The following is a 12,458-nucleotide window of genomic DNA, read 5'->3' as shown; positions in this document are numbered from 1 at the left end:
CTCGGGCCGGCCTGCCCTCAGTGTCCCGCTCCCACTGCCCCGCCCTCAGTGCCGCGCCCGCAGCCCCGTCACGAGCAGCCCGAGCCCGAACTCGAAGAGCCGGGTGAAGTCCTGGCCGGTGAGTGTGGGGAGGGTGGCGCTGAGGTGGGGATACGCGCCGGCCGTCACCGCGTCCCGCAGGACTCCGGGATCCGCCGGCCCGCCGTTCCCCGGTTGGCGGGCGGCCTGTTCCTCCAGGGTGTGGCCCACGGTGTAGTTGGCCACCGTGTACAGGGCCAGCGCCGCGTCGTCGTCAGGGAAGCCCGCGTCCCGCAGCACGCCCACGAGCGCGTCGGCGAAGCCGAGGGTGTTCTCCCCGTTGGAGTGCGTCCCGGCGAACACCCGGGCGCCGTCGCGGTGGGAGAGCAGGGCCGTGCGCATCGCGCGGGCCAGGGCGGTCAGTTGCCCGGCCCAGTCGTCGTCGTCCGCCGCCGTGGCCGCGTCCGTGGCGCCGTCCATCATGCGCTCGGCCATTGCCGTCAGGAGGTCCTGCTTGGTGGCGAAGTAGCGGTACAGCGCACCGGCCTGAACGCCCATCGCGTCGGCGAGCCGCCGCATGGTCAGGGCGTCGAGGCCCGACTGGTTCAGCAGGTCGAGGGCCGTCTGCACGGTCCGTGCCCGGTCCAGGCGGGACGGCCGGCCGCGGGCGGGGATTGACGGGGAGCTCATGGGCGTCAGTATAGTGAACATCGTTCACGTGAACACTGTTCACTGATGGGGGAAGGTGACTTCGATGGACGTCGACGTGATCGTCACGGGGGCGGGACCGACCGGGCTGATGCTCGCCAGCGAGCTGGCCCTGGCCGGGGTGCGCACCCGCGTCCTGGAACGCCGGGCCGAACCGCACCGGAACTCGCGGGCGTTGACCCTGCATGCGCGCAGCGTGGAGCTGCTGGACCAGCGCGGCCTGCTCGACCGGTTCCTCCCGCTCGGCCGCACCGTGCCCGGCTGGCACTTCTCCGCACTCCCCACCCACCTGGACTTCTCCGCGCTGGACTCCCGGCACGGCTACACGCTGTTCCTCGCCCAGGCGCGCACCGAGGCGCTGCTGGCGGAGCGGGCGGCCGAACTGGGCGTGGAGATCCTGCGCGGTCACGAGGTGGTGGCCGTACGCCAGGACGACGGCGGGGCCGAGGCGGAGGTGCGCGGGCCCCGCGGCACCGAGACCCTCCGGGCCCGGTACCTCGTCGGGTGCGACGGAGCCCGCAGCGCGGTGCGGGAGGCCGCCGGAATCGGCTTCCCCGGCACCGACGAGACCCTCACCGGGGTGCTCGGCGACTTCGCGGTGCTCGACCCGGACCCGGCGGCCCTCGACGCCCTCCGGTCCCGCGGCGTACTGGTCGCACCGCTGGAGGACGGGCTGACCCGGCTGATCTACCTCGACCCGGAACGGATGCGGGTGCCGGCCCGGGAGCCCGTCACCCTGGAGGAGTTCCGGGCGTCGCTGATCCGGCTCTGCGGCTCCGACTGCGGTGTCGCCGGGCCCCGTTGGCTGTCCCGCTTCGGCAACGCCACCCGGCTCGCCGAGCGGTACCGCTCCGGCCGCATCCTGCTCGCGGGCGACGCCGCGCACATCCACTTCCCCGCCGGTGGCCAGGGGCTCAACACCGGCCTCCAGGACGCCATGAACCTCGGCTGGAAGCTGGCCGCCGCCGTGGCCGGATGGGCGCCGCCCGGGCTGCTGGACAGCTACGACGCGGAGCGCAACCCGGTCGGCCGGGCGGTCACCGAGAACACCGAGGTCCAGGCGCTGCTCGCGGAGCTGACGCTCGTCGAACAGTACCGGCGCCCCGCGCTCGCCCTGCGGGCGCTCTTCGACGAACTCCTGGGCGTGGCCGAGGTCAACCGCCGGATCGCCGCCCGGGTCTCCGGCCTCGGCACCGTCTATCCCGCCACGACGCCCGGGGCCGACCCGCTGGTGGGGCGCCGGATGCCCGACATCGGGCTGACCGCCGCCGGGTCGGACGCGACACGGGTCTACGACCTGCTGCCCGCGGGCCGGTTCGTCCACCTCGACCTCGCGGGCGACCCGGAGTCCGGCGCGTCCCCCGGGCCCGGGTGGGGCTCGCGCGTCACCCCCGTCACCGTCACCGGACGCGACGACCACCCCGAGCTCGTGGGGGTGACGGAGATCCTCGTACGGCCCGACGGCCACATCGCCTGGGCCACGCGCCGCACCGCCGTCGGCGAGCGCCGGGGCGAGCGGGCCGAGGCGCTCACCGCCTGGGCCGGAAAGCCGTCCTGACGGCGGGGCGGGTCATGCCGGCCAGGGCGCGGCGTGCGGGATCAGTGCGTCGCGGACTCCGTGCGCCCCGCGGAGAGGAAGCGTTCCAGCGCCTCGACCACCAGTGCGTGGTCATCGGCCTGCGGCAGCCCGGACACCGTCACCGAGCCGATGACGCCCGCGTCCTGGACGAGGACGGGGAACGAACCGCCGTGTGCGGCATAGCGGTCCGGGTCCAGCCGGGAGGCCGCCTCGAACGTCGTGCCCTTCGCCCGGAACCGCGCCCCGACCAGGTACGAACTCTCGGCGTACCGCTCGACGACCCGGCGCTTGCGGTCGATCCAGGCGTCGTTGTCCGCGGAGGAGCGCGGCAGGGCGGCGTGGAAGACCTGCTGCGCCCCGCGGCGGATGTCCACGGCGACCGGCGCCTCGCGCAGCCGGGCCAGCTCCACCAGCATCGACCCCAGGTGCCAGGCGTCCTCGTGGGTGAAGCTCCGCAGTACCAGGCGCCGTTCCTGGGCCTCGAGATGCGGGATGAGCGCCGCGGCCTCCTCCGCCGGGGACACCGCGGAACCGCTGTCCCGCGCCGTGCCGCCGGGAGCGACCTGGCTGCCTCGTTCTGCCCCCATCATGCCTCCGCTCCGATGCCGACCGTCCGGCCCTCGCGGGCCGAGACGCGCGCTGCTTCCAGGACGTCCAGGGCGGCCGCGGCCTCGTGTGCCGTGACCGGCGGCGGGGTGCCGTCGCGCAGGGCGGCGGCGATGCCCGCGTAGTAGGCAGGGTAGTCGCCGGGCCGGGTGCGGACCGGGGTGCCGCCGCCGGTCGCCGGGGACTCTCCCGCGGCGACGTCCGGCGCCCCGGCGCCCAGCACGCCCCACAGGGCTTCCGGTTCCTCGCCCCAGCCGGGCGCGCTGCCCGGCCGCAGCCCCTCGCGCAGCGCGGCCTCCTGCGGGTCGAGCCCGTACTTGACGTAGCCGACGGTGCTGCCGAGGGCCCGGAACCGCGGGCCGAGCCGCGCGGTGCACGCGCTCACCCACAGATGGGAACGGACGCCGGAGGCATGGGTGACGGCGATGAAGGTGTCGTCGTCCGCCTCCGCGCCGGTGCGGCGGACGTCGGACTCGGCGTAGACGCGGACGGCCGGGCCGAACAGCACCAGCGCCTGATCGACGACATGACTCCCCAGGTCGTAGAGGAGCCCGCCGATCTCCGCGGGGTCGCCGGACTCCCGCCAGCCGCCCTTGGGCCGCGGCCGCCACCGTTCGAAGCGGGACTCGAAGCGGTGGACGTCGCCCAGCGCGCCCTCGTCGATCAGCGCGCGGAGGGTGAGGAAGTCGTTGTCCCAGCGCCGGTTCTGGAAGACGGAGAGCAGCAGGCCGCGCTCCTCCGCGAGGGCCGCGAGCTCCCGCGCCTCGGCGGCGGTGGCGGCCAGCGGCTTGTCCACGACCACCGGGAGCCCGGCGCGCAGGGCCGCGGCGGCGAGCGGCACATGGGTGCGGTTGGGCGAGGCGATGACGATCAGATCCAGCTCGTCCGCACGGGCCAGGAGCTCGTCCGGCGAAGCCGCGAAGCGCACCCCGGGGTGCTCGGCCGCGACCCCGGCGCGGCGCCCGGGATCCGTGGTGACCACGGTGTCCAGGGTCAGACCGTCGGTGGCGGCGATCAGCGGGGCGTGGAAGGCCGAGCCCGCGAGTCCGTAACCGATCAGGCCGACGCGGAAGGGGGTGCCCGGGCCGGTCATGTCGCTGCCAGTCATGCCGCCCACTTAAGCAACGCTGTTGCCAAAGAGCAAGCGGCAGCGAGAATGAGGGAGTGAACAGGGGACACTCCGGAGCCAACCTTCCCGCGCTGCGCAGCCACAACGCCGCGCTCGTGCTCGATCTGCTGCGCACGGCGGGCGCGGCCGGCATCAGCCGGCTGGAGCTAGCCGAGAGCACCGGGCTCACCCCGCAGGCGGTCAGCAAGATCACGGCACGGCTGCGGGAGGCGGGCCTGGCGGCCGAGGCGGGGCAGCGCGCGTCGACGGGCGGCAAGCCGCGCACGGTGCTGCGGCTGGTCCGCGGGGCGCGCAGCGCGGTGGGGCTGCACCTGGACCGCGACGAGCTGACGGCGGTGCTCACCGACCTGACCGGTGAGCCGCTGGCCGTCCGCACCGTGCCGTTCGACTTCGGCGCGGACGCCGCCGCGGTGGTGGACGGGGCGGCGGCGGAGGTACGGGCGCTGCTGCAAGGGGCCGGCGTCGGACCGGTACTCGGCGTCGGCGTCGCCGGCCCCGGGCCCCTGGACCACCGGACGGGCGTCCTGGGCCGGGTCACCGGATTTCCGCAGTGGGACGGCTACCCGCTGCGGGCGGCCCTCGCCGAACGCCTCGGGCTGCCCGTCGTCCTCGACAAGGACACCAACGCCGCCGCACTGGGACTCGCCCTCGCCGCCCCGCCGCACCCCGACGGGGCCTCCGCCGCGCCCTCGTTCGCCTATCTCCACCTCGGCACCGGCCTCGGCGCCGGACTGGTGCTCGGCGGCGGGCTCCACCGCGGAAGCCGCACCGGCGCAGGGGAGTTCGGCCATCAGGTGATCCAGCTCGACGGCCCGCCGTGCGGCTGCGGCGACCACGGCTGCGTCGAGGCGCTGTGCCTGGCCGCCGTGGCGCGCGGCGACACCCCGGCGGCGGCCCGGGTCCTCGGCATCGGCGCGGCCAACCTCGTCGGGCTGCTCGACATCGACCGGGTGCTGCTCGGCGGCCGCACCGTGGTGGCCGCTCCCGAGGCGTTCCTCACCGGCGTGGGCGCGGTGCTCACCGAACGCGCCGCCCGCGAGGGAGCCGCCGGCCGCGCGGGCCGTCCCGTGCCGGTCGCCGTGGCGCCCGGCGGCGGACACACCGTCGTGCACGGGGCGGCGCAGCTGATTCTCGCCCCGCTCTTCGGCCACGCGGCGGCGCGGCCGGGGCCTGCTGAAACGCTCACCACCCCATCGGATCAGGAGATCGTGGGCTGATCGAGGGGGATTCGCCGCCGGGCCCGGCCGCCCCCGCCGTGGTGCGGCCGACCGGGCGGGCGCGGGTGGCAGGGTCCTGCCGGTACCGGTCGAACCCGACCGGCCGGCCCCGCGGCCGGCCGCGCGCGAACCTCGAAGGTGCCCCATGCGTCTGCGCACAGTCCTCGCCGGAGCCGCAACGGCCGCCCTCGCCCCGGTCCTGGTACTTCTCGGGCCCGCCGGCGCGGCGGAGGCGGACCGGCCGCCGCACGACCAGGCATCCCGGCGGGGCCCGCAGCCGTACTGCGGGGACCCCAAGAGCCCCGACTTCCCCATCGAGACCCGGATCCACGGCGGCCCGGACAGCTACGCGGCGGGCGGCGACTGGCAGACCTGGAACCTGGACCTGCGGAACACCACGACGGTGCCGTGCCGGGACGTCCACCCGGTCGCGGTGCTGGTGGACCACCGGCGCTCGCTCGACCGGGACCGCATCGACCTGGAGTTCTACGACCCGGGGCAGCGGGAGTGGCGGCCCGTCACCTTCGAGACCACCGACCAGGACGAGCAGATCGCGGTGTTCGAGGACGGCGACCGCTTCCGGGGCTTCGCCGTGCCCGCGCGCCGGACCCTGACCGTGCAGGTGCGGATGCGGTTCTCCGCGGAGACCGGCGAGGACCGGGTCCGGGTCAACGTCGCCACCGTGCAGCGCCGCGCTGACGACGGGGACTGGGTCGGCGAGTCCAACGACTACGAGTTCTCCATCCGCGGCGCGGACGGCACGACGGGCCTGCGGCCGGACCGCCCGGAGAGCCACGAGAAGCAGCACCGGCCGTCCCCCGGCCCCAGCGCCTCGGACCTCCCCGAGCGCCCGGAGCCCGGTCGGGAACCCCGCCGGGAGTCCAAGGGGAACGAGGCACAACCGGAACGGCCGCTGCCTGCCGCCGAGGCCGGCCAGGAGCTCGCCCGGACCGGACAGACGTCGCTGCGCTGGATCGCGGCCGGCGCCGGGGTCTGCCTCGCCGGCGGCGCGCTCCTGCTGGCGCTGGCCCGCCGCCGGTCCCGCTGACCACGGCGCTTCCGGGCGGCCGGCCCGCCGGGGGAGCGCCCTAGAGCCCGTCCGCTCGTTCCGACGACCGGGGCCGGCCATCAGCCCGTCCTCCCGGTCCCCGGGGGCGGCCGTCCGCCCGTTCCGGAACCGGCGAACGACCGCCCGGCCGGGATACCCGCCACCTGGCCTAGGCTGTGGGCGTCGGCGGCCACAGCGCGGTGCCCGCCGGCAGGCCCCAGCACCGGCAGCACGGCAGGAGTCCGGCATGGCAGAGCGCAAGCCGATCGAGTCATGGCTCACCGACATGGACGGGGTCCTCATCCACGAGGGGATTCCGATCCCGGGGGCCGACGCCTTCGTCAAGCGGCTGTCCGAGTCCGGCAGGCCCTTCCTCGTGCTCACCAACAACTCGATCTACACCCCGCGCGATCTGCACGCCCGGCTGTCCCGGATGGGGCTCCACGTACCGGTCGAGAACATCTGGACGTCCGCCCTGGCCACCGCCCAGTTCCTGGATGACCAGCGGCCGAACGGCACCGCGTACGTCATCGGCGAGGCGGGGCTCACCACCGCGCTGCACGACATCGGCTACGTCCTCACCGACTCCGAGCCCGACTACGTGGTGCTGGGCGAGACCCGCACCTACAGCTTCGAGGCGCTCACCAAGGCGATCCGCCTGATCAACGCGGGGGCCCGGTTCATCGCCACCAACCCGGACGAGACCGGCCCGTCCGCCGAGGGCGCCCTGCCCGCCACCGGCTCGGTCGCCGCACTGATCACCAAGGCGACCGGCCGGGAACCGTACTTCGTCGGCAAGCCCAACCCGCTGATGATGCGCGCCGGACTGAACGCGATCGGCGCGCACTCCGAGACCAGCGCCATGATCGGCGACCGGATGGACACCGACGTGCTGGCGGGTCTGGAGGCCGGGATGGAGACCTTCCTGGTGCTCACCGGCCTGACCAAGCCGGAGGAAGTCGACCGGTTCCCCTTCCGCCCGTCGACCGTGGTCGACTCCATCGCGGACCTGGTGGACCGAGTGGCCGCACCTGACCACCGAACGGAGTAGCAGCGTCACGCTCCGGGTGCGGAGCGGCCGGGCGCACGTGAACCTGCTGACGTGAGGAGGAGGTTCACGATGCGATCTGTACGGTCTTCCGGACGGCCCCGGCGGCTGTCCCGCGTGACCCATCGCGCGGCCGTGGTCCTCGCCGCGGCAGCCCTGTGCTCGGCGACCGCGCTGCCCGCCGTCGCCGACGACCTCGACCCCGGGGCGCCCAGCGCCTCCGCGGACGCGTCGCTGCTCGCCAAGCGCGACAGCAGTGACGCGCCCTCCGCGCCGTCGTCCCCCGACGGTGTGGAGGATCCGCTCGCCGACCCACCGGCGGAATCCGGTACCGATACCGGGCGCGACCAGGGGGCCGGAACCGGCCCCGACGCGCTCGCCGACACCGGCAGTGACATGGGCACCGGCAGCGACACCGGCAGCGACACCGGCACCGGCACCGGCAGTGACGCGGACACCGGCACCGGCCACGAAGCCGGCGCCGAACAGCTGCGGCTCACCCCGTCCGTCGTCGCGGCCGGAGCCGAGGTCGAGGTCAAGGTCGAGGGCTGCCGCGGCACCAAGGTGATGGCCCGCTCCGAGGTGTTCGTCGAGGACGCCGAGCTCTCCGCCGAGGAGGGCGGCGGCGGTCACCACGCCGCGGCGAAGGTCAAGTCCACCACCGCGCCAGGCCGGTACAAGGTCCGCTGCGACTGCGGCGGCGAGGCCGAACTGACCGTCGTGGGCGAGGGCGAGACCCCGAGCGCGCCCGTACGGGCCGGGGGCGGCGGCACCGCCGGACTCGCGTCCAAGGACGAGGACGGCCCCGGCGCCGTGCAGATCCTCGTCGGTGCCGGACTCGCGAGCGCCGCGGGCCTGGCCGTCGCGGGCATCGCCCTGCACCGCCGTCGCGTCCACTCCGCCGGCGACTGAGGGCCGGGCGACCGTGGTCAACCGTCACTACCGAGTGCTGGGCCGTCTGGTGAGCTGTGCGACCTGGGCCGTCGTCCTGTCGGGGCTGTGGCTGTGGGGCGTCCGGATCACCGACGGCCCCACCGTCGGACGCCCCGCGGCCGGTGACGTGGCAGCGGTGGGACACCCCGCCGCCGCCCCGTTGCCCGCGTCCCGCATCCCGCTGACCGCGGCGCGCCCGCTGCGGGTCGCGATCGACTCCGCGGGCGTGAAGGCCCCGGTCATCGAACGCGGGCTGGACGAGTTCGGCGGAGTCGATCCGCCGCCGTTCGACAGTCCGGGCGTCGTCGGCTGGTTCAACGGCGGCGCCCAGCCCGGCGCCGCGGGCGTGGCCGTCCTCGTCGGCCACGTCGACACCCACACCGAGCCCGCGGTCTTCCACCGGCTCGCCCGGGTGAAGCCGGGAGAGAAGGTGCGGGTGCTGCGCGAGGACCGGTCCGTCGCCGAGTTCACCGTGGAGGCCGTCGAGACGTTCAGCAAGGCCCGCTTCGACGCCCAACGGGTCTACGGCGCCCGCAAGCTCGACCGCGCCGAGCTGCGCCTCATCACCTGCGGGGGCGACTACGACCGGAAGCGGCACACCTACACCGCAAACGTCGTGGTGTCGGCGTATCTGACCGGAACCCGGTCCGGCGGGACCACCACGGCGGCGAGGCTCTGAGAGCGGGCCCGGGGCGGGCACCCCGTGCGCCCCGGAACAGCCCGGATCCGTCCGTTCACGGCTCAGCCGGTGAACGGACGGGGCCGGGCTGTTGAACAGCCGAGCCGGGGCCGTGAACCGCTCCGATCCGGGCTGTAACAGCTGATCGACGATGCGCGGACGCGGTCGTGGTGCCTCGAACCGGTGTGCCACGATGGGGCGAACCGGTCTGATCCCAGGGGACCTGGGCATACGGCCCAGGAAAGCAAGACCAAGGGGGAGTGGATGTACGGCAGTTACACCCGCCGGGGGCGTCGGGCCCGGGCGGCCCGGTTCATGGCGGGCACCGCGACGATGGGCGCGCTCCTCGCCCTGTCGGGGTGCTTCTCCCCGTCCGACGACAGCACGTCCGACGCGGGATCGCGCCCCCGGCAGCAGCCGAAGGCGACGGTCCCGTACTGGGTGAATCCCGACGGGAAGGCCGCCAAGGAGGTCGCCGCCCTCCGCAAGAACGGCCGCGGCAAGGACGCCGACCTGCTGGAGAAGATCTCCCGGCAGCCGGTCGCGGAGTGGGTCGGCGTCGACGACCCGGAGGGACAGGCCCGCGGCTTCACCGAGGCCGCGGCCAAGGCGGACCGCGACGCCCTGCTCGTCCTCTACAACATCCCGCACCGCGACTGCGGCCAGTACTCCAAGGGCGGGGCGGCCGACGGCAACGCCTACCGCGACTGGCTCGGCAAGGTGGCCAAGGGCATCGGCGACCGCAAGGCGACCGTCGTCCTGGAACCGGACGCCCTGCCGCACGTCGAGGACGGCTGCACCCCGAAGAAGTTCCACGAGGAGCGGTTCGCCCTGCTCAACGAGGCGGTGCAGAAGCTCGGGGACCTGCCCGGCACCAAGGTCTACCTGGACGCGGGCAACCCGCACTGGATCAAGGACGCGGGCCGGATGGTCGAACCCCTGAAGCGGGCCGGCATCGACCGGGCCGACGGCTTCGCGCTCAACACCTCCAACTACCAGACGACCGCCGAGAACACGAAGTACGGCAAGAAGCTGTCGGCCATGGTCGGCAACAAGCCCTTCGTGATCGACACCAGCCGGAACGGCAACGGCCCGGCGCCCGGCCGGGAGGACCCCGAGGCCTGGTGCAACCCGAAGGGCCGCTCGCTCGGCGAGCCCCCGACGACGAAGACCGGCGACGCCCTGGTCGACGCCTACCTCTGGGTCAAGCGGCCCGGCGAGTCCGACGGCGACTGCAAGGGCGGCCCGCCCGCGGGCCAGTGGTGGCCGAAGTACGCCCTGGACCTGGCGCGCAACGCCGAGTAGGACCGGCGCGCGGCAACGCCGCGTGGGACGCGCCGTGCCGCAACGCCGCGTGGGACCGGCGCGGCACGGAGTGGAGCCGTGGCTCCGGGGCGGGGCGTGAGGCCCGCACCGGAGCCACGCAGCTCCGGAACCACTGACCTGGATCCTCCGGACCCTCCGGACCCGGGAGCTATCGGCCCCCGGCGCCCGCCCCCGCCGCCCCCGGGCTGTCCCAGTCCCGGGCCGGCTGCCGGGCGGAGAGGTCCACGGTGGCCCGCGCGCCGCCCTCCGGCGGGTTCGCGAACGTCACCGCCACGCCCAGCACATGGGCCTGACCTGCGACGATGGTCAGCCCCAGGCCCGTACCGCGGCCCCGCTCCCGGGCGCCGGTGCGGAACCGCTGCGGCCCCTGCGCCAGCAGCTCCCCGGGGAAGCCCGTCCCGCGGTCGGTCACCCGGACCACCGGGCCGTCGACCTCCACCTCCACCGGTGGCGCCCCGTGCCGCAGCGCGTTGGTGACGAGGTTTCCGAGGATGCGTTCGACGCGCCGGGGGTCGGTGTCCACGTCGGCGTCGGCGCCGACGAGGAGCCGGACGCGGTCCCCGGCCGCCGGGTCGCCGTCCACCACCGCGGCGACCGCGCGCCGCGCCAGCGAACTCACCGTGGCCCGTTCCCACTGCACCTGCTCGACGCCCGGCACATCCAGCCGGGCCACCTCCAGCACGTCCTCGACCAGGGAGCGCAGCGCGTGCACCCGGTCCTGGACGAGTTCGCTGGACCGGTCCGGCGGCAGCAGCCCCGCCGCGGTGACCAGCCCCGCGACCGGGGTGCGCAGCTCGTGGGCGATGTCGGCGGTCACCCGCCGCTCGGCCTCCAGCCGGGCGGCCAGCGCGTCGGCCATGGTGTTGACGGCCGCCCCGAGCCGGGCGATCTCGTCCCGGCCGCGCGGGCTGACCCGCGCGCTCAGATCGCCGTCCGCGATGCGCTGCGCCGTCCGGGCGGACGCGCCGATCCGCCGCCCCATCGCCGCCGCCACGGCCACCCCCAGCCCGCAGCCCAGCACCGCGGCGAGCGCGCCCGATCCGATGAGGACACCGTCCAGGTCCGCCAGGGCGCGCGCCTGCGGGGCGTAGGAGTGCCGCACCGCGAGCACCTGGCCGTCGGTCCGGGTGGCGGCCCACAGCACCGGATCCCGCTCGCCGTCCCCCTCCTGGAGGTAGGTGGCGCGCACCCGGTCCCGGGTGACGAGCCGCCGCAGCTCGTCCGGCAGCCCGGGCGGGTCGGTCAGGGCGGCGCCGCTCTCCCCGTCGGCGTGGTCCCGGACGGCGGTGAGCAGCCGGGAGTCCACCACCCGGCGGGCGTCCGCCAGTTGGTCCCCGGCCGTCTGCCGGTGCACCAGCAGGCCGATGACGGTGGCGACCAGCACCACCGCACCGGCGACCAGCGCCGCGGTTCTGCCGCGCAGTCCCACGTCAGTGCCTGAGCTTGTAGCCGAAACCGCGGACGGTCTCGATGCGCTGATGGCCGATCTTCCCGCGCAGCCGCTGCACATGGACGTCGACGACCCGGCTGTCGCCGCCCCAGGCGTAGTCCCAGACCCGCTCCAGCAGGGTGGTGCGGGAGAGCAGCACGCCGGGGGACTCGGCGAAGACCAGCATGAGCCGCAGCTCGGTGGGGGTGAGGTCCAGCCGGGCGCCGTCCCGCCGGACCTCCACGGAGTCCGGGTCCACGGTGAGGTCGCCGAAGGTCAGCGGCGCGCGGGACTCCTCCTCCACGGGCGCGGCCCGGCGCAGCGCGGCCCGGATCCGGGCGACGAGCACATTGGTGTCGTACGGCTTGGTGAGGTAGTCGTCGGCGCCGGCCTCCAGCCCGAGGACCACATCGACGGGATCGGTGCGGGCGGAGATCATCAGCACCGGCATCCGGCTCGCCTCACGGATCCGGCGGACCAGGCTCACCCCGTCGAGATGCGGCAGCATCACATCGAGCACGGCGATGTCCGGGGCGTGCTTGCGGACCAGGTCCAGGCCGGTGAGCCCGTCGGAGGCGGTGCGCACCTCGAATCCGTAGCGCTCCAGGGCGATCTGGGTGGCCTCGCGCAGGACGGCGTCGTCCTCGACGAGCAGTACGCCGGTCATTCGGTTCCTTCACGGGATGCGGTCCGGGAGACGGGCCGGGATGCGGACGGGGGCGGTCGGCGGTCGGGTCC

At 75.0% G+C, this 12,458-nt stretch carries 12 protein-coding genes; 7 read left to right on the top strand and 5 right to left on the bottom strand.

From position 1 onward, the window contains the following. Positions 1–45: 45 nt before the first annotated feature. Complete coding sequence (locus ACFYYR_RS03185) at positions 46–708, bottom strand: TetR/AcrR family transcriptional regulator (RefSeq protein WP_388846287.1); 663 nt, start codon at positions 706–708, stop codon at positions 46–48. Between the two features lie 64 nt (positions 709–772). Between ACFYYR_RS03185 and ACFYYR_RS03180 the strand changes: the two genes are divergently transcribed. Then, complete coding sequence (locus tag ACFYYR_RS03180) at positions 773–2,284, top strand: monooxygenase (protein ID WP_388846285.1); 1,512 nt, start codon at positions 773–775, stop codon at positions 2,282–2,284. A gap of 41 nt (positions 2,285–2,325) precedes the next feature. On the opposite strand, the gene ACFYYR_RS03175 is transcribed toward ACFYYR_RS03180, so the two are convergent. Next, the gene (locus tag ACFYYR_RS03175) at positions 2,326–2,892 is read right to left on the bottom strand and encodes a heme-degrading domain-containing protein (protein WP_388846283.1); all 567 of its coding nucleotides are present in this window, start codon (positions 2,890–2,892) and stop codon (positions 2,326–2,328) included. After that, on the bottom strand, positions 2,892–4,019 hold the full coding sequence (locus ACFYYR_RS03170) for a Gfo/Idh/MocA family oxidoreductase (protein ID WP_388846281.1): 1,128 nt from the start codon (positions 4,017–4,019) through the stop codon (positions 2,892–2,894). Before ACFYYR_RS03170 ends, ACFYYR_RS03175 begins: the two co-directional genes overlap by 1 nt. A gap of 56 nt (positions 4,020–4,075) precedes the next feature. Here ACFYYR_RS03170 and ACFYYR_RS03165 point away from each other — a divergent pair, with 56 nt between their 5' ends. From ACFYYR_RS03165 to ACFYYR_RS03140, 6 genes are all read left to right on the top strand, one after another. Continuing rightward, positions 4,076–5,257, top strand: a complete 1,182-nt coding sequence (locus tag ACFYYR_RS03165) for an ROK family protein (RefSeq protein ID WP_388846279.1) — start codon at positions 4,076–4,078, stop codon at positions 5,255–5,257. Between the two features lie 145 nt (positions 5,258–5,402). Beyond that, on the top strand, positions 5,403–6,305 hold the full coding sequence (locus tag ACFYYR_RS03160) for a hypothetical protein (protein ID WP_388846277.1): 903 nt from the start codon (positions 5,403–5,405) through the stop codon (positions 6,303–6,305). A gap of 247 nt (positions 6,306–6,552) precedes the next feature. Beyond that, positions 6,553–7,356, top strand: coding sequence for an HAD-IIA family hydrolase (locus tag ACFYYR_RS03155; RefSeq protein WP_351511687.1), 804 nt, complete (start codon positions 6,553–6,555; stop codon positions 7,354–7,356). Between the two features lie 114 nt (positions 7,357–7,470). Next, entirely contained in the window at positions 7,471–8,265 is a 795-nt protein-coding gene (locus tag ACFYYR_RS03150) for a hypothetical protein (RefSeq protein WP_388846275.1), read from the top strand. Positions 8,266–8,278: 13 nt separating this feature from the next. Beyond that, on the top strand, positions 8,279–8,965 hold the full coding sequence (locus ACFYYR_RS03145) for a class F sortase (protein WP_388846273.1): 687 nt from the start codon (positions 8,279–8,281) through the stop codon (positions 8,963–8,965). Between the two features lie 264 nt (positions 8,966–9,229). Continuing rightward, positions 9,230–10,270 carry a glycoside hydrolase family 6 protein gene (locus tag ACFYYR_RS03140; RefSeq protein ID WP_388846271.1) on the top strand — a complete coding sequence of 347 codons (1,041 nt, stop codon included), beginning with the start codon at positions 9,230–9,232 and terminating at the stop codon, positions 10,268–10,270. 169 nt (positions 10,271–10,439) lie between these two features. Here ACFYYR_RS03140 and ACFYYR_RS03135 read toward each other — a convergent pair whose 3' ends face one another. Further along, positions 10,440–11,720: an ATP-binding protein gene (locus ACFYYR_RS03135; RefSeq protein ID WP_388846269.1), complete on the bottom strand. Its 1,281-nt coding sequence runs from the start codon at positions 11,718–11,720 to the stop codon at positions 10,440–10,442. A 1-nt stretch (position 11,721) separates the two neighbouring features. Next, a complete protein-coding gene (cseB, locus tag ACFYYR_RS03130) occupies positions 11,722–12,387 on the bottom strand; it encodes a two-component system response regulator CseB (RefSeq protein WP_388846267.1) in 666 nt (221 codons plus the stop codon). Positions 12,388–12,458: the final 71 nt, after the last annotated feature.

It is taken from the genome of Streptomyces sp. NPDC001922 (assembly GCF_042891165.1).
In the GTDB taxonomy this organism is placed as follows: Bacteria; Actinomycetota; Actinomycetes; order Streptomycetales; family Streptomycetaceae; genus Streptomyces.
Note: the sequence above shows the minus strand (reverse complement) of the source record. Positions and strands in the feature narration are given on the sequence as shown.

Bases quoted from the DNA above. Each gene is read 5' to 3' on its own strand.
- cseB (WP_388846267.1), bottom strand. From the start codon at position 12,387: ATGACCGGCGTACTGCTCGTCGAGGACGACGCCGTCCTGCGCGAGGCC.
- ACFYYR_RS03185 (WP_388846287.1), bottom strand. From the start codon at position 708: ATGAGCTCCCCGTCAATCCCCGCCCGCGGCCGGCCGTCCCGCCTGGAC.
- ACFYYR_RS03175 (WP_388846283.1), bottom strand. From the start codon at position 2,892: ATGGGGGCAGAACGAGGCAGCCAGGTCGCTCCCGGCGGCACGGCGCGG.
- ACFYYR_RS03140 (WP_388846271.1), top strand. From the start codon at position 9,230: ATGTACGGCAGTTACACCCGCCGGGGGCGTCGGGCCCGGGCGGCCCGG.
- ACFYYR_RS03155 (WP_351511687.1), top strand. From the start codon at position 6,553: ATGGCAGAGCGCAAGCCGATCGAGTCATGGCTCACCGACATGGACGGG.
- ACFYYR_RS03170 (WP_388846281.1), bottom strand. From the start codon at position 4,019: ATGACTGGCAGCGACATGACCGGCCCGGGCACCCCCTTCCGCGTCGGC.
- ACFYYR_RS03180 (WP_388846285.1), top strand. From the start codon at position 773: ATGGACGTCGACGTGATCGTCACGGGGGCGGGACCGACCGGGCTGATG.
- ACFYYR_RS03160 (WP_388846277.1), top strand. From the start codon at position 5,403: ATGCGTCTGCGCACAGTCCTCGCCGGAGCCGCAACGGCCGCCCTCGCC.